Genomic DNA, 21650 nt, shown 5'->3' on the forward strand with positions numbered 1-21650 from the left:
CGGCTCTTCACGGGGACCGCAGCCCCTCCACCAGCAGCGCCACGTAGCGCCGCATCAGCGTGCCGTCGTCCTCATGGGCGAGTCCGGCGGCCGTCGCCACCCCGTGGGCCAGGCGCAGGATGTCCACGGCCGACACATCGGCGCGCACACAGCCCGTGGACTGCGCCGACTCCACCAGCCGGCCGGCGGCGGACAGCATCCGGGTGCCGCACTCGTTGACGGACACCTCCCGCCCGTCGGTGACCGCCGACCCGAGCAGGGCCCGCATGCCGCGCATCTGGAGCGTGCCGACGCAGAGCTCGTTCAGCCACTCCACCAGCGCCTCCCCGGGCGCCAGCGCCTCCCCCAGCGCGTCGGCGCGCACGGCGAACGCCTCGATCCGGTCCAGGTAGGCGGCCTCCAGCAGGGCCTGCCGGGTCGGGAAGTGCCGGTACAGCGTGCCGGAGCCGACGCCCGCGCGCTTGGCGATGTCGTCGAGGGACGCCTGCTCGCCGTACTCGCCGAACGCCTCGGTCGCGGCCTTCAGCAGTCGCTCGTAGTTGCGCCGAGCGTCCGCGCGCATGGGCTTGACCTGCGTCATCGAGTCTCTCCTTGCGAGCGGGCGCCTCGCTGTACCTTATCGGGACCCTACGCGGCCGCTCTAGAACAGCGCGCTGTACGCGTTCAGCGCGGGCTGGCCGCCCAGGTGGGCGTAGAGGACGGTCGCGTCGCGGGCGATCTCGCCCCGGCCCACCAGGTCGATCAGCCCCGCCATCGACTTGCCCTCGTACACGGGGTCGGTGACCATGCCCTCGGTGCGGGCGGCGAGGCGCATCGCCTCCAGGGTGGGTTCGTCCGGGACGCCGTACACGCCGCCGTGGTAGCGCTCGTCCAGTTCCACGTCCGCCTCGGTCAACTCCCGCTTGACGCCGATGAGTTGGCCGGTGTTGTGGGCGATGCGGGCGATCTGGGTGCGGGTCGCGGTGGGCTTGGCGGAGGCGTCGACGCCGAGCACCCGGCGCGGGCGGGCGCCGGACTCCTCCAGGGCGGCGAACCCGGCGACCATGCCGGCCTGCGTGGAGCCGGTCACGGAACACATGATCACGGTGTCGAAGAAGACACCCAACTCCCGTTCCTGCTCGGCGACTTCGTACGCCCACCCGGCGAAGCCGAGGCCGCCCAGCGGATGGTCGGAGGCGCCCGCCGGGATCGCGTACGGCTTGCCGCCGCCCTCCTCGACCTCGCGCAGCGCCAGCTCCCAGCTCTCCTTGAAGCCGATCCCGAACCCGGCCCGCACCAGCCGTACGTCGGCCCCGGCGAGCCTGCTGATCAGGATGTTGCCGACCTTGTCGTACACGGCGTCCGGCCAGTCCACCCAACTCTCCTGCACCAGCACGCACTTGAGCCCGGCGCGGGCGGCGACGGCGGCCACCTGGCGGGTGTGGTTGGACTGCACCCCACCGATCGACACGAGCGTGTCGCACCCTTGCGCGAGCGCGTCGGCGACCAGGTACTCCAGCTTGCGCGTCTTGTTGCCGCCGTACGCCACACCGGAGTTGCAGTCCTCGCGCTTGGCCCACACCGCCGCCCCGCCGAGATGCGCGGTGAGCCGCTCCAGCTTGTGCACCGGGGACGGGCCGAAGAGCAGCGGGTAACGCTCGTACGAGGAAAGGGACATGGGGTTTCCTTCCGTGCTCGGGGGATCAGCTCGCGCAACGCCGGTTCGGGAGGCGCCTGTTCGGAAAGCGTCGGGTCAAGGGGCCACGGTCCGGCGGGAGTCGGCGCTCAGGGAAGGTCCACCAGCTCTTCGAGGCCGCGCCAGATCTCCGCCGTGATCCGGACCGCCGCGTCGACGTCCGCCGCCGCGCACGCCTCGATCAGCCGCTCGTGCAGCCCGGCGGAACGGCAGTTGCCGCCCTGGCCGAAGCGGCGGCGCTCCAGGCGGCGGATCAGCGGGGTGTAGCGGGCGACGGTCGCGGCGGCGGCCCGGTTGCCGGCCACCCGGACCAGTACGGCGTGCAGCTCGTCGTCGGCGAAGAGCGCGCCGTCGACGTCCCCCGCGCCGACCGCGCGCGCGAACCGCACGTTGGCGGTCCGCATCTCCTCGATGTCCGCGCGGGTCAGGCGGGTTACGGCGATCCGCGCGGCCAACTCGTGCATCGCGCCGACGACCGCCGCCGCGTCGCGCACCTCGCCCGCGACCACCGGGGTCACCCGCGTATAGCTCTGCGGCTTGCTCTCCAGCAGCCGTTCGTCGACGAGCCGCGCGAACGCCTCGCGCACCGGCGCCCGCGACAGGCCGAGCCGCTCGGCGAGTTCGGCGTCGCGCACGACCGTGCCGGGCTCGATCTCCCCGGCGACGATCGCGTCGCGGATGGCGGTGTAGGCGCGCTCCCTGAGGAGGGTGCGGCCGACGGGGCGGAGGGCTTCCATGATTGAAATGTTAGATGTCAGTCACCCTTCCGGACAAGGGCGGCGCCGTCGGCTTCAGGAACCCCAGGGCCAGTCCGCGTCCCGCGCCCGCTCCAGCAAGGGCACCATCCGGAACGCCGCGTCCGAAAGCCCCCCGAACGTATGCCGGTTGCTGTTTCCCGCAGGTCCGTGCCCGGCCCGGTAGCCGGCCAGGTTCCAGGTGTAGACCGGGACATGGGGCGGGATCTGCTGCGTCGGGTCGCCCTGGAAGCTGTACTGGTACTGCTCGTCGGTGACGATCAGCACCCGGTCCTGCCCCCGGTAGTGCGAGCGGACCGCCGAGACGGTGTCGGTGCCGCCGAGGCTGCCGAACCGGTCCAGGATCCTCAGCACCGACTCGCCCGCGCCGAACTCCAGCCGCCTGCTGGTCGTACCGAACTCCACCAGGTCCGCGTCCTGCGCGCGCAGCGCCAGCGCCGTGCCGAAGATCGCCGCCGCGTCGGCCCGGTTCAGCTGCGAGCGCTCCGACAGGCGGTCCCACATCGAGCCCGAGCGGTCGACCAGGACGAGGGTGCGGCCGGGCAGCGCGGGCACGTTGGCCAGCGCGTGGCCGAGCGCGCGCTCCAGCGGGTACGCCCAGCGCAGCGAGGGCGCGGTGCGGTGGGCGGCGAGGTAGCGGAAGGGGAACTGCCGTGCGCGGGCCACCTCTTCGGGGTCGCTGATCCGGTCCGCGACGCGCCGCGCGACCTCGTCGGAGACGCCGGCCTCGTCGAAGTTGCGCAGGTTGCGCAGCAGCGCCATCAGGCCCATCGACGGGATGACCGCCTCCCAGGCCGCCTTGTCCATCGGCCCCTGGAGCCAGCCCGCCAGCGCCTCCCACGTCATCCCGGCCGCCGCGAGCCGTTCGGCACCGCCCGGCGAGGTGACGACCGCACGCCGGCGCTCGACCGGCAGATCCATCAACTCCCGGTGCGCGAGCAGCACTTGGGCCGAGGCGGGCGGCACTGCTGCCTCCGGGTGGTGCCGCCGGTCCAGCGCGTACCGGAACAGCTCCCCCTGCCACGGCTTCGCCGGGTCCGGTGCCGCGTGGACCAGGTTGAGGATGTCGCCGAAGCGGTATCCCTTGGCCGAAGTGTCGTACTTCAGCAGCGACTTGGGGTGATAGAGCCGCCGTACGGCGTCGGCGACGCCGCGCTTGACCGGCTTGGGGAGGTTACGGCCGTGCGCCGCCGTCCAGTACGCGATCAACTCGCCGGGTTCGTCCGGGCGTTGCAGCACCAAATCGATGACCTGCCGGTTCGAGGGGCCGTCCGTGGCGCCGGCCGCGAGGCGGGCGTGCACGTATTCGGCGGCGCCGGCCACGGCCACCGTACGGAGGTTGCCCTCCCCGCGCAGCCACCCGAGGAGACCTGCGGTCCACTCGGCGTCGGTGACCGCCAACTTCCGTACCAGCTCGGAGAATCGGTTGTCCCGGTCGGTGGCCGACTCGTAAAAGGTCTGCTGGGAGACGAAGTTGGCGACCGCGAGCAGAAAGAGTTCGGACCGCGCGTCCCGTTCGTGCCCCTTGCCGCCTTCGTAGGTGCGCAGGGTGCGGCCCGTGGTGGACACGGGAGAGGCGGGGCGGGGTCGCGTGGCGCGGGAGTTGAATCTGGACATGGCGAATTCCCCCCGGAATTCGGTGAGTTGCGAGGGGAGACACAGCGTGGCAGGCGCCCCCGACGAGGGGGGCGGCGGACAAAGCTGCGCCTCCCGAGATCAAGTCGGCTGCGGTGTCGGGTTCTTTGGAAGAAGTAACCGCCGCCTGCGCACCGGGAGGTGCGTGCTTTCGTGGGCTCACTCTATGCGGGGCCCGGCCGGAGGGGCGAGGGGATTTATGCGCGGGTGCGTTGCCGCTTCCATGGGCCCCTGATCGCCAGGGTGATTCCCGGGGTCTGGATGTTCGCGTACAGGGTTCTGCCGTCGGGGGCGAACGTGACGCCCGTGAACTCGCTGTATTCCGGCGCCTCTTCGGTGCCGATGTTGAGTTCGTTGCGGGCGATCGGGTACGTGCGGCCGGAGTCGGTCGCGCCGAAGAGGTGCTGGGCGCCCTCGCCGTCCTCGGCGATGACCAGGCCGCCGTAGGGGGAGACGGTGATGTTGTCGGGGGCGTCGAAAGCGGCGTCGGCGGACCGGTCCGGGTCGCCGCCCAGCAGGAGTTTCAACGTCAGGGTCCGCCTGCGGGGGTCGTAGAACCAGACCTGGCCGTCGTGCCGGGCGGGGCTCTCCGCGCGGGCGTACGACGAGACCAGGTACGCGCCGCCGTCCCCCCACCACATGCCCTCCAGCTTGCGCGCACGCGTCACCTCGCCGGAGGCGAACTGCTTGCGCACCGACACGGCCCGCGCGTCCCGGTCGGGGACGGGCACCCAGTCGACGCCGTACACCGTGCCGGTCCGCGTCGCGCGGGAGAGGTCGTCGATGTGCCGGCCGCCGGAGTCGAAGCACTTGAAGGCCTGGAGGAGCCCGGCGTCGGCGGGGAGGGCGCGCAGCCGGCCGGGGCCGTGGCGGAAGCCGGGCGGCGGGGTCCAGCGGTAGAGCAGGCCGTTGGGGTTCGCCGCGTCCTCGGTGAGGTACGCGTGGCCGCGCTTGGGGTCGATGACGACGGCCTCGTGCGCGTAGCGGCCCAACGCCTTGACGGGGACGGGGTGTTGATTGGCGCGGCGGTCGGCGGGGTCGACCTCGAAGACGTAACCGTGGTCCTTGGTCATGCCGTTGGCGCCGGCCTTGTCCTCGGTCTCCTCGCACGTCAGCCAGGTGCCCCAAGGGGTGCTGCCGCCCGCGCAGTTGGTGGCGGTGCCGGCGAGGCCGACCCACTCGGCGTGGTGGCCGTCGGGGCGGATCTCGACGACCGTGCAGCCGCCGGCCGCCGCCGGGTCGTACACCAGGTCTTCGGCGAGCGGGACGGGGTGCGGCCATCGTGAACGGGGGCCGCTCAGCTCGTGGTTGGTGACGAGCAGGGTCGTGCCGCGCGGGCCCGCGAAGGCGGCGGTGCCGTCGTGGTGGGAGGGGGTGCTCTCGCCGGACTCCAGCGTCGTCCTGCCGGCGCGGGTGAGGACGCGGTACGTGAAGCCGGCGGGGAGGGCGAGGAGGCCGGCGGGGTCGGGGAGGAGGGGGCCGTAGCCGACGCCGTTGCCGTAGGCGGGGTTCTCGACGCCGAAGGAAGCGTCGCCGGCCGAGGTGTCCCCCGCCGGAACGCCCCCGGCCCGGGCGCCCCCAACTGGAGCCTCCCCAGCCGCAGTCGACGTCTCCGTCAACGCCAGCGCCTGCGGTGCCGAGGCCAGCACCTCCACGCTGCCCGCGAGTACGACCGAGGCGCCGGTGAACGCGAAGTCCCTGCGGGTGAGCGGCATGTCGGCTCCTGGGGCGGACGAGGAGAGGCGGGCCTCAGTGCACCGTCACCGTCCCTTGCCGGTCTGAACGGGGTCTGAACGAGGGGGGACCTGCGGGGCCACGCGCGGACGAACACCTGTTCGCCGCGAGCCGCACCCTGGCCGGCCGCCAAGCCCTCGGGCCGCCGCCACTCCCGCCCCGCCGCCTCCCCGCCCCCTCAAATCCCTTGCTGCGACCGAGCCTTGAACGCCGCCTTTCGGGCTTCCTTCGCCACCCTCTTGTCCGGGTGCAGCCGGCCCATCGCCTCCAACACGTCCGCCGTCGCCGGGTGCTCCACCCGCCAGGCCGCGTCGAAGAACCCGTCGTGCTGGGCGGCCAGCCCCTCCACCAACGCCTGCAACTCCTCCGAGTTCCCCTCCGCCGCGAGCTGGGCGGCGACCGTGTCGATGGTCAGCCAGAACACCAGCTCCTGGGAGGGCGCGGGGACGTCGGCGGCGCCCAGTTCGCTGAGCCACACCCGGGCCAGCCCGCCCAGCTCGGGATCGTCGAGCACCTCGCGGACGGCGGCCTCGGCCTGCCCGCCGACCAGGGACAGCGCCTGCTGGCAGCGCAGCCGCCGCAGCGGCGCGTCCTCGTCGGTGCCCCGCGCCGCCGCCAGCAACTCCCTTGCCGCGCCCAGCGGTTCACGCCGGTCCAGCCACAGCCCGGTCTCCGCCAGCGCCGCCCGGGGACCGTACCCGGCGGTCCCGTCGAGCAGCGCGTCGGCGCCCTTGTCCGCCAGCTCCCCGATCGCCGGCGCCGCGATCCCGGCCTCCAGGATGCGCGCGCGGATGCCGTACAGACCGAGCGGCGTCAGCCGGACCATGCCGTAGCGGGAGACGTCGGTGTCGTCGAGCGGGCCGGAAGCCGGGCCGGAGCCGACATCCACACCCGAGCCCAACTCCGAGGCCGCACCCAAACCGGAGCCCGCGTCCAGACCGGCGTCGACGCCCACACCCGAATCCAAGTCCAGCTCCGCATCAGAAGCCGGGCCGCCGACACCCGAGTCCAGCTCCACACCCCCTCCAACCCCCGCATCCCCCGAATCCCCCTCCTCCTCCAACAACCCCTCATCCACCGGCCGATACTCCACCAACCCCACCGGCTCCAACAACCGGAACTGATCATCCAGCCGCATCATCGCGTCCGACACCTGCTCCAGCATGTCGTTCGTCGGATCCATGTCCCCGGGGACGATCATCGACGCCGCCAGCGCGGGCAGCGGTACCGTCCCGTCGCCCGGCCCCTCCTCGCTGACCGTCAGCAGATACAGATTCCCGAGCACCCCGTCGAGGAAGTCCGCCTCGGCCTCGGGGTCCCACTCCAGCTCGGAGAGGTCGACCCGCCCCTCCTCGTCCATGCCGTCCATCAGCGCGTCGAGGTCGGGCGCGGCGGCGTCGGCCAGGACCGTCTCCAGCGCGGCGAGCCAGATCGCGAGGACGTCGTGCGGCGAGCCGCCGGTGAGGACGGCGAGGTCGGCGCCGGTACGGACGGTCCCGGCCTCCTCGTCGTCGATCTCGATCAGCCCGACATCGACGGCGACCCGCCACGCGTCGTCGGTGAGATCGATGGCCTCCTCATAAGCCGACCCGGAGTAAGCCGACCCGGAGTAAGCCGCCTCGGAATGAGCCGACCCAGCCCCAGCCACCCCGGCCTCAGCCACCCCAGCCCCAGCCACCCCAGCCCCGCTCCCCCCAGCCCCGGCGCCCCCAGCCCCGATCAGCCCCAGCGCCTCCGCAGCCGCCCCCAACTGCTCCTCGACCAGCCCACCCCCCGCATCCACCCGAGCCCCCGGCCCCGCCCACCGCGCGAGCCGTACCGCCCGCTCCAGCACGGGCGCGGACAGCGCCGCCCGCGCCAGCTCCGCTTCGGGGGCGAGCCGCACGGGCGGCAGGGGGGAGATCTCTGACATCGGTGTTTTCTCTCCTAGCGAGCACCCGGGCGAGCACCCGGCGGCCGTACAGCTCTCACTGAAGCGTAGAACCGAAGCGTAGACGGGTTTCCCCCCACACCGCCCGGTTCATCTGCACGCCGGCCCCCGTACATGGCCTGAACCTTGACAACTGGCTTGATCAACCTGGAGATTGACGCGCGTAGAAACAAGGGGAGCAACGGTGAAGAATCGTTCACCTTGTCTACGCGCGTCAGGCGCCCCCACTCGCCCGGCCGTCCCGCACGTGTCCGTACACACCCCTGTACACCCTGTACGCCCCGGAGGGATCACTTGCCCAGCAAGTCGTCCGCGCGTCTCGCCGCGCTCACTGTCGCCGCCGCCTGCTCGGCCGCGTCCACCATCGTCCTCGTCTCGCCCGCGCACGCGGACTCCGTGCGCATCCACGACATCCAGGGCACCACCCGCCTCTCCCCGTACGCCGGCCAGAAGGTCACGGACGTCCCGGGCATCGTCACGGGCATCCGCACCTACGGCTCCTCCAGAGGTTTCTGGATCCAGGACCCGAACCCGGACGACAACCCCGCGACCAGCGAGGGCGTCTTCGTCTTCACCAGCTCGGTCCCGAAGGGCGTCGCGGTCGGCGACTCGGTCACGGTCACCGGCATCGTCTCGGAGTACGTGCCCGGCGGCACCACCTCCGGCAACCAGTCGGTCACCGAGATCACCAAGCCGACGACCACGGTCCTGTCCAGCGGCAACGCGGTGCCGGCCCCGGTCGTCGTCGACGCGAAGTCGGTCCCGGCGGTCTACGCGCCGGCCGGTGACACGGCGGCGAACGGCTCCATAAACGCCCTGCCGTTGCAGCCGAAGAAGTACGCCCTGGACTACTACGAGTCTCTGGAGGGCATGAACGTCCAGGTCGCCAACACCCGCGTGGTGGGCGCCACCGACCCGTACACCGAGCTGTGGGTCACGGTGAAGCCGCGCGAGAACGACAACCGCCGCGGCGGCACGGTCTACGGCGCGTACGACGCCCAGAACACCGGCCGGATCCAGATCCAGTCGCTCGGCGCGACGGCGGACTTCCCCGTCGCGAACGTCGGCGACTCGCTGACCGGTACGACCGAAGGGCCCCTGGACTTCAACCAGTTCGGCGGCTACACCCTCGTCGCGAACAAGCTGGGCACCCTCAAGAGCGGTGGTGTGCAGCGCGAGTCGACCCGCAAGCAGGGTCGGGACGAGCTGGCGGTGGCGACGTACAACGTCGAGAACCTGGACCCCTCGGACACCACGTTCGACGCGCACGCCGCCGCGATCGTGAACAACCTGAAGTCGCCCGACATCGTGTCCCTGGAGGAGATCCAGGACAACAACGGCGCCAAGGACGACGGCACGACGGCCGCCGATGTCACGGTGAACAAGCTGATCGACGCGATCGTCGCGGCCGGCGGCCCGAAGTACGACTGGCGTTCGATCGACCCGACGAACGACACGGACGGCGGCGAGCCCGGCGGCAACATCCGCCAGGTCTTCCTCTTCAACCCGCAGCGGGTGTCCTTCACCGACCGCGCGGGCGGCGACGCCACGACCGCCGTCGAGGTCACGAAGGTCCGCGGCAAGGCCGAACTGACCGTCTCCCCGGGCCGGATCGACCCGGCGAACGACGCCTGGAAGTCCAGCCGCAAGCCGCTCGTCGGCGAGTTCGTCTTCCGCGGCAAGACCGTCTTCGTCGTCGCCAACCACTTCAACTCCAAGGGCGGCGACCAGGGTCTGACCTCGCAGTACCAGCCCCCGGTCCGCTCCTCGGAGGTCCAGCGCCACCAGCAGGCCACGCTGGTCAACGCGTTCGTCAAGGACGTCCTCGCGGTCCAGAAGAACGCCGACGTCATCGCCCTCGGCGACATCAACGACTTCGAGTTCTCCGACACCGCGAAGCTCCTGGAGAGCGGCGGCGCCCTGTGGTCGGCCGTCAAGTCCCTGCCGGCGAGCGAGCGTTACTCGTACGTCTACCAGGGCAACACCCAGGTCCTCGACCAGATCCTGATCAGCCCGTCGATCCGCCGCTCCTGCGGCTTCGACTACGACAGCGTGCACATCAACTCGGAGTTCCACGACCAGATCAGCGACCACGACCCGCAGGTCCTGCGCTTCAAGCCGTAGCCCTAGCAGGTCAGTTGGACGACGGCCCGGCCCTCAGTCTCCTGGGGGCCGGGCCGTCCCCGCGTACGCCGGGGTCAGTACAGCCGATCGGTCCGCCAGTGAATTCGCCGCGAAGTGGAGGAAGTTGACGACGACGATCGCGGGCGCGACGATCGCCGGGGCCTTCGGGAACACCGGCTGGAGCGACAGCGCGAGCACGATCGCCGTGACCCCGTTCTGCTGCCCCAGCGCCAGCAGCACCCGGTCGGCCCGCTCCAGTCTCCGGGTCAGCACCGTCGACACCAGCGCGTGGGCGGCGAACGCGGACGCGCCGAGGATCAGCCCGTACACGAAGTCGACGCCCCCGACGAGCAGCATCCCCAGCAGGAACGCCGCGACCGCGTATGCCCCTTGGGTCAGCCGGCCCAGCATCCGGCGCAGGGTCCCGGGCCGCAGGAAGAGCCCGGCGGCGGCGACCCCGAGCATCAGCGTGAACGCGGCTCCGGTGACCAGCACCCCTGCGGTCAGGGCGACTCCGGTCACTTCCGCGAGCCGGCCCCGCAGCCGTCGTACGAGCAGCCAGAGCACTCCTGCTCCCGCAACGAGGGCCGCGTTCCAGCCCAGTTGGGCCGCGTAGCCGCCCGCCGAGCCGCCGAGGCCCTGGCCGTGGGCGAGGAGGGGGACCGTGTAGGCGGTGAGCAGGACGGTCACCGGGTCGTCGAAGGACGCCCACACCGACAGGATGTTCTTGGCGCGCGGCGACATCCGGGAGGAACCGCGCAGGGCGGCGACCGAGAGGGGGTCGATCTGGGCGACGGTGATGGCGAGGATCGTGTACGAGCGGTCGGTCAGCGCGAGCCAGAGGGCGCCGGCGATCAGCGCGGCCTTGGCGACGACACCGACGGTCACGGCGAGCACCAACAGGCGTACGTCGTGGCGGACTTCGCGCGGTTCGATGTCGGCGGTGGAGCCGTACAGGCCGACGGCGAGCAGCAGCATCGTCAGAAAGAGATACGTACGGGAGCCACTGGCGTCCCCCGCCACCGCCCCGCTCGCCCAGCCGGCCGCGAGGAGGGCGAGGAGGAGGGCGAGACGGGCCATCTCAGAGGGTCGCCGCGCGAAGGCTCGCCCCAGAGAGCCGGCCCGACTCGGCGGCCCCCGTACAGAGGCTCACCCCAGCGGCGGCCCCCGTACCGAGGCTCGCCCTCAACAGCCCGCCCACCTCAGCGCCCCGCCGCGAGAATGCGCCGTACTTCCCCCGCCAGGACGTTCATCCGCTGGTCGGCGTGGAAGACGCGGTCCTGGTGGAGGGTGACGCCGAGGAGGAAGGGGCCGTCGCCGACGACCGAGTAGAAGAGGGCGCCTTCGTCGACGTCGAGGACGGTCCGGGTGAGTTTGCCGGGCAGGACCGCCTTGAGGGAGTGGTTGAGGCGGGCGACGACGAACGGCAGCCGCTGGGCGATGTCCTGGTAGCGCTCGCGCCGCCCCTCGCGGGAGATGTTGCGGAAGTACGGGGAGAGCTGGGCGAGTTCGAGGACGTCGGCGCAGAGCGAGCCGGCCGGGTCGACGTAGGCGAGGTAGTGCAGGTCCTCGACGGAGAGGGCGCCCGCGCACTCGGTGAGGATGCTCTCGGGGTCGGGTCCGACGGCCCCGGAGCGGTCGGTGTGCAGGGCCTCGGCCAGCTCGGTGGGGGCGGCGGGCTGCGAACGGGGCGGCGGGGGCGGCTCTTTGGGGACGTCCTCCTCGAACCCGCCGTAGTTCAGGCCGCGTTGGCGCAGGGTCTCGGCGTAGCGGGTGGCGAGGCGGGCCATGGCGCGGTCGCCGGGCTCGTCGTGCTCGGCGCCGAGGGAGACGCCGGTGAGGTATTCGCCGGGGCGGACGTAGTAGTGGAAGACGGCGGCCTCGCCCAGGCGCAGCACCGTGCGGATGAGCCGGCCGCTCTCGGCGGGGCGCAGGGCGCGGTCCATCCGGCCGAGCAGGAAGTTCAGTTGACGGCCGACGCGGATGTAGAGGTCGCGGTCGGCGGGGGCGTCGGCGGCGACCGCGTCGAGGATGTCGGCGGAGTAGTTGTAGACGCCCCGGTGGTAGGCGGCGACGTGGTGGAGGCCGTGCGGGTCGAGGGTGTCGGCGCACATCTCGATGAAGTCGTCGCTGGCGGCCGTGACATGGGCCGCACGGTGGCGGGCGGGCGTCACCACCGAGGTGCCTCGGGGGTCGAGCGGGTTCGGGTCCACCGTGCCTCCTCAAGCGCCGCCTGGGCCGAAGCCGGTGCGGAACAGGTCGGGTTCAAGTGCCTCCATGCCTTGGCAGAGGGCGCGGCCGAAGGGGCTCCCGGGGTCGGGCAGCCGCCCTTGTCCGAGCCGCTGCGCGGCGACGGGGTCGTAGGGCAGATCGAGGATGGTTCTTACGGGCAGTGTGTCCCTGGAACGGGTGGTTCCAACCCCGTTCGACCGACTCTGGCCGGGAAGCGGTCCTTTCGGATCGGACCTGTTGGCCACATATCCGGCGAGTTTCCGCTTCAGCCCCGCCCGCTCCAACTGTTCGACCAGCGCGCGCAGTTCGGGGCGGGCGCGGCCGTCCGGCGGGCCGACGAGGAAGAGGAACTCGACGGTCTCGCACAGCCGCCGGGTGAGCGGGCTCCAGCCGGGCCCGCAGTCGACGAGGAGGCATCCGGCGAGCTCGGCGAGGCGTTCGGCGGCCTTCCCGACGGTGCCCACGAGATCGCGCGCCCCGGCGAGCGCGGAGCTGCCGGGTCCGCGCACGGCGAGGAGGGTCATGTCGCCGGTGCGGCTGCCGCCGGGCGAGCGCAGGTCCTGGAGGCGGCACTGGACGGAGCGGTGGGCGAGGTCGACCTTGCGGTCGAGGACGTACCCGGCGAGCCCGCCCCCGTCGCCGCCGGCGGGCCCGTACTCGTCGCCGGGCGCCTGCCAGGCCCTGAGCAGCGAGGTCAGTCCGGCGGTGCGCAGGTCGGCGTCCATGAAGATGACGGTCTGGCCCTTGGCGCCGGTGCCCGCGTCGATGACGGCTCCGGCGGCGACGGTCACCAGGCTCGCGCCGGCCCGCGCCCAGGGCGACAGCACGGCCGCCGACCAGGGCTGCCCCCACTCTCTCGGCTCCCTCATCCTCATACGCCTTTCCTGGGCCCGCTGTCGGAGATCTTCAACTGATGCCCGGCGAACGCCTTCTGACACTCGATCAGATGTACGGGACATCGAGGTCGATCTCGATCCGGGCGGCCCCGGTCGCGGCGGCGTCGTTCTCTCCGGCGCGGGCCTGGCTGTCCTGGAGGTTGGTGGCGGCGAAGCCGGTGAGGGGGTGGTGGTCGCCGCAGCGGACGCGGAAGCGGTCGTAGGTGCGGTGGTCGAGGGCGAGGGCCTGGGCCGACTCCCCGGCGTAGACAAGGGCGTTGGCGTGGTCGAGGGCGGCGATCAGGGTCAGCGGGTGGTCGGAGCCCAGCGCACCGGCCAGGCCCCGCCAGCCCTCCCCGCTCAACTCGGCGGCCTCGTCGGGGAGTCCGGCGCTGCGGCGGCACAGGGCGAGGTTCGTCTGGGCGATGTGCCGGAAGGGGTGGTCCTCGTCCCAGCGGGTGTACCACTCCAGGGAGTCGGCGGCGAGCCGGCAGGCCTCGGTGTGCTCGCCGAGCAGCCGCAGGTCTGCGGCCAGCGCCAGTTGGGCGGCGAGGCGTTCGTGGTGGCCGGGGCCGGCGTAGGCGTGCCAGCCGGCCATGGCGTCGGCGTCGCACTTGCGGGCGGTGCGCAGCCGTTCGGGGGCGCCCCGGCCGGTGCGGCGCAGGGTCGCGGCGAGCGCGCGGGCGGCGTAGAGGGTGACGGGGTCGGCGGGCCCGATGCGTTTCTCGGCCTCCCCGGCGGCCTGCCGCAGCTGGGCGAGTGAGGTGGCGTAGTCGCCCGACTCCCGGTAGCGGCAGCCGAGTTGGACGGCGAGGCTCCAGGTCAGCTCGTGGTCGGCGCCGAGGACGCGGCGGCAGCGGTCGAAGGTCTCGCGGTGCAGGTCGAGGGCTTCGGCGGTCATGCCGACCATGGCGAGGGAGAGGCCGAGGTTCATGAACGCCATGAGGGTGTACGGGTTGTCGGCGCCGAACACGGAGGTGAGGATGTCGGCGGTCGACTGGTCCTCGGCGAAGGCCTCCTGGACCTGGCCGAGGGCGCGCAGTTCGGCGCCGCGTCCGGTGGCGCTGCGCAGGGTGTGCGGGTGTTCGAGGCCGAGCGTGCGGCGCAGTCCGCGCAGCGCGCGGTGGTTGAGCTCCTCGGCGGCGACGAAGCGGCCGGCGTCGCGGTGGACGTTGCCGAGTTCGACGGCGAGCCGCAGCAGCAGGACGTCGTCGGTGTCCTGGACGCGGCCGTGCCGGGCGCCCCAGGTCTCCAGGAGCTGTTCGGCGAGGGCGCGGGCGCGCTCCAGGCGGCGGGCGAGGCGGCGGTGGCGGACCTGGCCGACGAGCCAGCGCCGGACGTCCGCGTCGTCGCCGCCGGCCGCGCCGCTGGCGTCGATGTGCAGGTCGAGTTCGGTGTGCAGCGGGCGGTGGCGGGGGTCGTCGGACTCCTGGTCGGGCGGGGCGAGCCGGGCGAGGACGCGCTGGGCGGCGGCGCGGGAGGCGGCGAACTCCTCCTCGGTGAGGCTGTCGCGCAGGAAGCTGAGGCCCATGGGGTCGCCGACGACGCGTCCGACGCCGTAGTCGACGCGGGCGAGGGCGCGTTCGGCGAGCGCGTTGAAGGCGCGTCCGGCGGCCTCGGGGGTGGGCTGTTCGGCGCCTTCGGGGCGGACCCATTCGAGGGCGGCGGGGCTGCGCAGGAGCTTGAGGGCGGCGCCGGTGCCGGAGAGGTGGGCGAGCAGCAGCAGGAACCGCTCGGCGAAGGGGTGGTCGGCGCGCAGCGACTCCATGGAGACGGCCCAGGTGGCGTACGCCTCGGCGGGGTAGCCGAGTCCGGCGGCCGGGCGGGTGCGGGCGGTCATGGCGGCGGTGTACGCGGCGACGGCCTCGGCGCGGGGCAGTCCGGTCTTGGCGATGTAGGCGGCGGCCTGGTCGACGGTCTGCGGGAGGAGTCCGCAGACGGCGAGGATGTCGCGGGCGAGCGGGGCGGGCAGTCCGGGCAGCTGGACGCGCAGCTGCTGGACGGCCTCGTCCTCGGTGGGCATGCGGACGGTGAACTCCCGTGCCTGGGCGTTCCATTCACCGTTGTCGGAGGTGATGAGGACGTGGCTGGAGCCGCCGCCGGGGAGCAGTCCGGCGAGGTCGGCGGGGCGGCGTACGTCGTCGTAGACGAGGAGGAAGCGGCGGTCGTCCTCGTGGCCCGCGGCGAGCGCGGTGAGGGCGGCGGTGACGGCGTCGTTGGCGTCCGCGCGGGTGACGCCGAGGCGTTCGCCGAGGGCGGCGAGGGCGTCGCGGACCGTCTCGGCGCTGCCGGCGTGGATCCACCAGATGACGTCGTAGTCGGCGGCGAAACGGTAGCTGAACTCCAGGGCGATGCGGCTCTTGCCGACGCCGAGCGGTCCGGTGAGGACGGCGGGCAGGGCCGGGCGGCCGGGCGGGAAGGCGTCGCGCAGTTCGTCGATGACGCTCTCGCGGCCCTGGAACGTGGCGCCCCGGGGCGGGATCTCCCAGATCCGGGGCTGCCGGCCGGGGAAGCGCGCCCCGCCGGCGGCGGCCGCCGGGCGGGCCTGGGCGCGGGCGCCGAAGTGCTCCAGGAGCAGTTCCTCCGCCTCGCTCTCCCCCAGGTTTTGCAGATGCGGCCCGCGCAGATCGCCGAGCGGCGGCCGCACCCGCGTCTCCTCGACCCGCACCGCGACGACCGGGTCGGTCCGGTCCCCGGTGCCGAGCCGGCCGGCGGCGGCCCGCAGATGCTGTTCCATGACGGCGTCGAGGGCGGGCGCGGACTGGAGGGCGGGGGAGACGACGAGGATGACGTACGTCGGTTTCGGCGCGGCCGGCGCGCTGTCGTCGTGTTCGGCGGTGGTCTCGCAGCTGATGCCGGCGCGGGCGAGGACGGCGCGGATCCAGTCGGCCCACAGCCGGTCGGGCGCGGCGTGCACGATGCGCGCGGTGGGCGGTCCCGGGGTGCGTACGGCCTCGAACAAGTCGGCGAATTTCAGGCGGAGTTCTTCCCTGACGGGCCGGACCGCCGAGACCTTGCCGCGGCTGATCTCCTGCGCGATGCGCTTGTAGGCGTCGAGCTGGTAGGACTTGGTGCCGGGCTGGAGGGTGAAGGGGACGAGGGTCTCCTCGTAGGCGAAGGCGGGGTGGTGCGGGACCTCGACCTGCCCCCAGTACTCCTCCAGGGTGCCGGCGGCGAGCGGGGCGACGAGTCCGGCGAAGCGCCGCTCGACGTAGGCGCGGCGGCGGGCCGCCTTCACGGGTTCGGCGTGCTCGACCCGCATGGGCACGGGGAGGATACGGATCTCCCGCCGGGTCTCGCGGGCCTGCTGGTGGATCTGCTGGGCGACGCCTGCGGTGCCCTCGATGGACTGGCCGCTCAGGTTGAACCCGGCGACGACGGTGTCGGGCAGCCACAGCGTGCAGATGCCCGCGTTGTCGGAGTGCCCGGTGCGGCTGTCGATGAGGACGTAGTCGTAGGGGCCCGCCTTCAGCCGCTCGCGTAAGGTCCCGACGAACCGTTTGCCCTGGCCCTCGCCGTAGAAGCCGGCCCAGTCGAAGCGGGCGACGCGCTCGCTGTACTCCTCGTTCTGGGTGCCGGGGCCGAGGAAGTCGATGAAGCCGGGGGCGCGGAAGTCGTCCCAGCGCAGGGTGTCGCGGTGGGCGAGGACATCGGTGTGCGTCAACAGCAGCTCCTGCAACCGCTGTTCGAACTCGTCCTCGGCCAACTCCGCGTCGAGCAGGGCCTCCACGTCCCGGCCATATCCCTGGATCAGGTCGACGACGCCCGAACTGCGGGCCAGGTCGGGGTCGTTGAGGAAGGGGTGGAAGAAGCGGTGCAGTCCGGGGGACTCCAGGTCCCAGTCGACGACGAGGACGCGGCTGCCCTCGGACGCCAGGATCCAGGCGACGTTGGCCAGGGCCATCGTGCGGCCCACGCCTCCTTTGTAGGAGTAGAAGGTGACGACGGTCGCCGGCTCACCGCCGGGCTCGGCGCCGGCCGGCGGCTCCGGGTCCACGCTGCTCATCGATGCTGCTCCACATGTTCGCGTCAGCCATGCGGCCCGCGGAGGATGGGACGCTCACCGTCCTCCGGGGAGGAGAACCACGATCTGGTGCGGCGAGGCGAGTCGGTACGTTCGGTCGCGGCCCCTGCCGGGGTCTTCCGCTGTGGTGTTCCGCTGCGCCCGCTGAGCCACGGTACCGGTACGGGCGCAAGGTGCACATCCCATCCGACAGCAGTCGTACGGGACATAGCCCGGAATGGGGTGAGGTAGCCGACATCGTGCGGCGTCATCGCGGGCGGGGTGCGGTCGGCGGCGGCCAGGACGCGGTCGGCGACGCTGCGCAGGACGCGCAGATAGCCGCCGCGCGCGGCCGGGTCGCGGATCAGCTGGCCGACGCCGCGGCGCGGGTAGTCGCCGCCGGCCGCGCGGGTGAGCCGGGCGGTCTCCTCGACGAGCCGCGCGGGTAACCCGGCGTTGTGCCACACCACCCCGACGGGCGCGGCGGAGGCGTCCCCGGTGCGGTGCAGCCGCCAGTTCAGCCGCTCCTGGAAGACCGAGAGGTCGTAGCTGCACGAGGGGCTGCGGAAGTACTCGCGGGAGTAAAGCACCACCAGGCAGCGGCAGTTCATCACCGGGCCCTCGGGCGGCGGGCCGAGCGCGAGGTCGGTCGGCCGGTGGTCGGCCAGCACGCCGTCGACGCCCGCCGCCCGGCCGGTACGGCCCCGGATCTCGGTCTGGAGATCCGCGTGGAAGTCCTCCACGTCCCGCCGGCCCGCTCCGCCGACCGCATGGCTGACGAAGAAATACGGCACCATGCTCGCCTCCCCCCTCGTCCCGCCCCAGGCCCTTGCTGCTCCACCGCTCAGCGCAACGGCTCTACCCCGGCGGGCACTTCCATGGTAGTGAGATTGTCCCCGTCTGTAACGGGTTCCCGGCAGCTGTTCACCATCGCGAGCAGACTGCCGTTCAGCCGTTCGGTCACATGCCCGACGAACTCCCGCAGATCCCCGCAGTAGCACGACGGATTGTCGAACCCGTTCTCCACCCGGTACCGCTGCACCCGCAGCCCGCCGCCGCAGACGTGGACGACGGGACAGTCCCGGCATCCGGCGCACAGCCCGTCGGCCCCGGCCCGCTCGGCGGCGAACCCGGGGTGCGCGGCGGCGGCGTCGAACCCGCTCGCGTCGAGCCGGTACCCGGTGTGCGCGGCCCCCTCGTGCACCGCTTTGAGGATGTCGTTCTGCTCGACACTCCCGTCCGGCTGCACGACGACCACGTCGGCGCCGCCGACTCCCCACACCTCACTGGCACTTCGCCCGCCCAGCAGCACATCGACCAGCGCGTCGAACAGCCGCACGGACACTTCCCGCACGGGCGCGTCGAACCACCGGTCGAACACGGCCGCGAGCCACCGCGCGTACGGCGCCCCCGGCGCGGACGACCGCCCCGGCGGCGGGTGCTGCCAGGTCGCCAGCGGCAACAGCAGGTCCAGCACCGGGGGTTGCTGCGCGAGCAGGGCCTCGTAGGTGGCGACCGGGTCGGCCCGCAGGTCGACGGTGCAGAGCAGACCGGCGTACAGGGAACGGTACTTGGGGGTGCGCAGCAGCTCCAGCGCGCGCAGGACGTCGGCGTGGGACCCCTGCCCCGAGGCGCGCCGGCGACGGCGGTCGTGGGTGGCGCGCTCGCCGTCGAGGCTGACGCCGACCTTGATGCCGTGCTCCAGGAACAGGTCGAGGCAACTGGCGTCCAGGAGTGTGCCGTTGGTCTGTACGGCGAGTTCCAGGGGGACGTCGTCGAGGCCGTGCCGCCACTCCTCGCGGAGGGCGGCGGCGAAGTGGCCGATCCTGCGGGGGCCGGCGAGCAGGGGTTCGCCGCCGTGCAGCATGACGCGCACGCGCGGGGGGCGGTGGCGGCGGGCGTGCTCGGCGATCCGACGGACCGTCAACTCCCTTGTGGCGTACGGCATCGCGCGCGGTTGCGTGGACCAGCCGGTGTCGCGCAGGGCGTAGACGTAGCAGTCGGGGCAGGCCAGGTCGCAGCGGGCGTGGAGTTTGACGACGAACTGGGAGAAGGAGGGGGGTGCGGGGGTAAGTGGTAACTCCCGTATGCGGGGCCTCGGTTCAGACCGCACTGTGCCACCTCGGGGCGGGCTCCGGGGCGGGGCGACCACGCCGTAACAGGGCCTCGACCACGGCGGAGCGTGGGAGGCCGGCGAGGTGGGCGGCGGGGAGGGCGCGGGCCAGCTCTTCCAAGAGTGGGAGCGCGGGCGGCGTTAAGTCGCCCGGCGGCTGCCCCGGGCCGCCGCTCTCGGTTCTCGTCGTCACCCTCACGCCCCTTCCCCCCTGCTAAAGTCCGGGACTCGTGAGACGTCGGCGAATACCCACTCCGTACGCCTGACGCGTGCCCCGTACGCCCGACGTGTGCGCCCGTCCGGCACCTTTCACTGTACCCAGGGCGGTCAAGTAAGCCTATCCTCAAGGCATATGGGGCGGCAGTCTGCGAGGGGCGCGTGGATCAGGACCCGACTGTCAACTACTTCTACACCAGTTGCACCCGCAACGACGGCTGGCCTTCGCTGAGCCGCTTCCACGCCGATCTGGAGTACCGCCTCAAGGCCCAGGAGGGCCTGTGGGTGGCCGGTGTGCTGGGCCCGCAGCCGGGCTCGGGGCCGGTCCTGGAGAGCGCGGTGACGCGGGTCGGCGCGCTGGTCGCGCTGTACTCCCCGGACTACTTCCGCGACCGTGACTGCGGCCTGGAGTGGGCGGTCTTCCGCCGCCGCATGTCCCACCAGGAGCTGACCTCCGCCGCCGACGTCGCCGCCTGCCTGATCCCCCTGGCGTGGAAACCGGTCACGGCCCGCCCCCGGCGCACACCGGCCCCCTGGCGCCCGGCCGAACTGTCCGACATGGACTCCCCGGCCTGCCGGCTGTACGACCGCGAGGGCCTGTGGGGCCTGATGAGGTCCCAGCGGCCCGAGGCGAACGACCTGTACTTCACGCTGATCGGCCTGCTCGCGCGGCGGATCGCCCAGGCGCGGTCGGTGGGCCTGCCGTCCTTGGACGCGGCCGAACTCCCCACGCTGGAACCGGCGTTCGGGACGCACACGTCACCGGTGCGCAGGCCTGCGGCGGTCGGCGCGGGAGTCTCCGCCGCTCCGGGCGGCGTCAACTCCCCTCCCCCGCACACCCCGTTGCCCCGCTCGGTCGCCATCAGCTACGTCGGCGCGGACCAGCCCTGGGCCGACTGGATGGAGGAGGTCCTGACGGCCGACGGCGGCGCCGAGGTCGAACAGGTGCGCTGGCGGACGGAGTTGGAGTCGCTGTCGGCGGCCGTGGCGGAGGCGCGGCGCAGTGCCGAGGTGGTGATCGTGGTCTTCTCGCGCAGCTATTTCGCGGCCGGGGCGCGGGACCCGTACCAGTGGGAGGAGGTGTTCGTCGGCCGGGACGCGTGGAATCTGATCACCGTTCAGATCGACGCGGAGCCACGGCCGTTGCTGGTGCGGCAGGGGGTTCCGGTGACGCAGCTGGGCGGTTCGGGGGATCTTCAGGCGGAGCGGTTGCGGGAGCTGGTGCGGGAGCCGGGTCCGGTGGTGCCGGGGCAGCGGGAGAGGGAGGGCCGGTGACGGTTCCACCACCGCGTTCGGCCACGGACCCGCCGCCGGTGTCGAACATCCCTGATCTGGGGCTGCCGTTCGTGGGCCGGGACGAGCCGATCGCGGAGCTGCTGCGGCTGTTCTCGCGGTACGGGCACGTCCTGCTGCACGACGAGGCCGCCGGGGTCGGCTTCGGCAAGACGCAGATGGCGATCGCCTACTGCCGCCGTTTCACCCGCCGTTACGACGTGGCGTGGTGGTTCTCCTGCGGGCGCGAGACCGACGACGCCCGCCTGGTCGACCGGATCGAGGAGCAGCGCGAGGCGCTGAGAGCCGCGTACGAAGCGGCCCTCGGCACCGAGCCGGCCGGCAGACCCGACGGCAAATGGCTGTTCGTGTACGACGACGTCTGCGACCCCGACCGCATCTACGAGCACTTCGCCCCCGGCACCGGACACCGCCTGGTCACCTCCCGCGCCCCGGGCCGCACCTGGGGCGAGAACCGGCTCGAACTCGGCGGCCTGAGCGCGACGGTGGCCGAGGCGCTGCTCCTGGAGGGCGCCCAGGAGCAGCTCACCGGCGAACAGGCCGAGCACCTGGCGCGGCGTACGAACGGCCACCCCGGCGCCCTCCTCGCGGTCGCCGACGGCGTCAACAAACTCGGCTACGAGAGCTACTTGGCCCTCCTCGGCTCCGTCCCGCACACCCGCACCCCGCCGCACGGCATACCGGCGCTCACCCGCGCCCCCGGCACCCCGCTGGACGAGACCGACAAACGCACCCTCATCGAGGCCTTGTTACGCTCCCCGGTAGGCGGCACCCGGGAGACCTACGACCTGTGGCTCGAGTCGATCCGGCTGTCGATCAAACCGGTCCAGCTCACCCCCAGGAGTGATGGCGGGACACTGCGCAACCGCATGATCGCCATCGTCAACTTCGCCCTCGCCCAGTCCTCCGCACAGGTCCTGTCCGCCCTCGCCGCCGCCCTGGAGGAACAGGGCGAGCACGAGGCGACGGCCACCGTGCGGCGGCTGGTCGACAAGGGAGTGGCGGCGTGGAACGGGCATCGGCCACGATGAGCGGTCACCGGGGCCGCAGCGCGGGGAGGACGAC

15 protein-coding genes are annotated in these 21650 nt (G+C 72.6%); 3 read left to right on the forward strand and 12 right to left on the reverse strand.

All coding sequences use genetic code 11. The features are described from left to right. Positions 1 to 7: 7 nt before the first annotated feature. The 6 genes from ACYUD3_RS16605 to ACYUD3_RS16630 form a co-directional block, all read right to left on the reverse strand. Positions 8 to 580, reverse strand: a complete 573-nt coding sequence (locus tag ACYUD3_RS16605; protein WP_470970136.1) for a TetR/AcrR family transcriptional regulator — start codon at positions 578 to 580, stop codon at positions 8 to 10. Between the two features lie 60 nt (positions 581 to 640). Continuing rightward, positions 641 to 1657 (reverse strand): 1-aminocyclopropane-1-carboxylate deaminase, encoded by a 1017-nt coding sequence (locus ACYUD3_RS16610; RefSeq protein ID WP_470970138.1) that lies wholly within the window; start codon positions 1655 to 1657, stop codon positions 641 to 643. A 107-nt stretch (positions 1658 to 1764) separates the two neighbouring features. Beyond that, positions 1765 to 2412 carry a GntR family transcriptional regulator gene (locus ACYUD3_RS16615; RefSeq protein ID WP_470970140.1) on the reverse strand — a complete coding sequence of 216 codons (648 nt, stop codon included), beginning with the start codon at positions 2410 to 2412 and terminating at the stop codon, positions 1765 to 1767. Between the two features lie 54 nt (positions 2413 to 2466). Next, complete coding sequence (locus ACYUD3_RS16620) at positions 2467 to 4047, reverse strand: TROVE domain-containing protein (RefSeq protein WP_470970143.1); 1581 nt, start codon at positions 4045 to 4047, stop codon at positions 2467 to 2469. A 215-nt stretch (positions 4048 to 4262) separates the two neighbouring features. Beyond that, positions 4263 to 5780: an alkaline phosphatase PhoX gene (locus ACYUD3_RS16625; RefSeq protein WP_470970145.1), complete on the reverse strand. Its 1518-nt coding sequence runs from the start codon at positions 5778 to 5780 to the stop codon at positions 4263 to 4265. Positions 5781 to 5977: 197 nt separating this feature from the next. Then, positions 5978 to 7711 (reverse strand): hypothetical protein, encoded by a 1734-nt coding sequence (locus ACYUD3_RS16630; RefSeq protein WP_470970148.1) that lies wholly within the window; start codon positions 7709 to 7711, stop codon positions 5978 to 5980. A 312-nt stretch (positions 7712 to 8023) separates the two neighbouring features. On the opposite strand from ACYUD3_RS16630, the gene ACYUD3_RS16635 reads away from it, so the two are divergent. Continuing rightward, positions 8024 to 9853 (forward strand): endonuclease/exonuclease/phosphatase family protein, encoded by a 1830-nt coding sequence (locus ACYUD3_RS16635; RefSeq protein ID WP_470970150.1) that lies wholly within the window; start codon positions 8024 to 8026, stop codon positions 9851 to 9853. 33 nt (positions 9854 to 9886) lie between these two features. Here ACYUD3_RS16635 and ACYUD3_RS16640 read toward each other — a convergent pair whose 3' ends face one another. From ACYUD3_RS16640 to ACYUD3_RS16665, 6 genes are all read right to left on the reverse strand, one after another. Continuing rightward, complete coding sequence (locus ACYUD3_RS16640; RefSeq protein WP_470970152.1) at positions 9887 to 10933, reverse strand: hypothetical protein; 1047 nt, start codon at positions 10931 to 10933, stop codon at positions 9887 to 9889. A gap of 122 nt (positions 10934 to 11055) precedes the next feature. Beyond that, positions 11056 to 12066 (reverse strand): hypothetical protein, encoded by a 1011-nt coding sequence (locus ACYUD3_RS16645; protein ID WP_470970155.1) that lies wholly within the window; start codon positions 12064 to 12066, stop codon positions 11056 to 11058. A 9-nt stretch (positions 12067 to 12075) separates the two neighbouring features. Further along, entirely contained in the window at positions 12076 to 12954 is an 879-nt protein-coding gene (locus ACYUD3_RS16650) for a hypothetical protein (protein WP_470970157.1), read from the reverse strand. Between the two features lie 73 nt (positions 12955 to 13027). Next, positions 13028 to 16966: an FxSxx-COOH system tetratricopeptide repeat protein gene (fxsT, locus tag ACYUD3_RS16655; RefSeq protein ID WP_470970159.1), complete on the reverse strand. Its 3939-nt coding sequence runs from the start codon at positions 16964 to 16966 to the stop codon at positions 13028 to 13030. A gap of 23 nt (positions 16967 to 16989) precedes the next feature. Further along, complete coding sequence (locus tag ACYUD3_RS16660) at positions 16990 to 17760, reverse strand: hypothetical protein (protein ID WP_470970162.1); 771 nt, start codon at positions 17758 to 17760, stop codon at positions 16990 to 16992. Between the two features lie 47 nt (positions 17761 to 17807). Continuing rightward, a complete protein-coding gene (locus ACYUD3_RS16665; protein WP_470970165.1) occupies positions 17808 to 19076 on the reverse strand; it encodes an FxsB family cyclophane-forming radical SAM/SPASM peptide maturase in 1269 nt (422 codons plus the stop codon). Positions 19077 to 19454: 378 nt separating this feature from the next. On the opposite strand from ACYUD3_RS16665, the gene ACYUD3_RS16670 reads away from it, so the two are divergent. Together ACYUD3_RS16670 and ACYUD3_RS16675 are read left to right on the forward strand one after the other, a co-directional pair. Continuing rightward, positions 19455 to 20567: a TIR domain-containing protein gene (locus ACYUD3_RS16670; protein ID WP_470970168.1), complete on the forward strand. Its 1113-nt coding sequence runs from the start codon at positions 19455 to 19457 to the stop codon at positions 20565 to 20567. Then, on the forward strand, positions 20564 to 21616 hold the full coding sequence (locus ACYUD3_RS16675; RefSeq protein ID WP_470970170.1) for a hypothetical protein: 1053 nt from the start codon (positions 20564 to 20566) through the stop codon (positions 21614 to 21616). Before ACYUD3_RS16670 ends, ACYUD3_RS16675 begins: the two co-directional genes overlap by 4 nt. Positions 21617 to 21650: the final 34 nt, after the last annotated feature.

It is taken from the genome of Streptomyces sp. AMJ-169 (assembly GCF_055597585.1).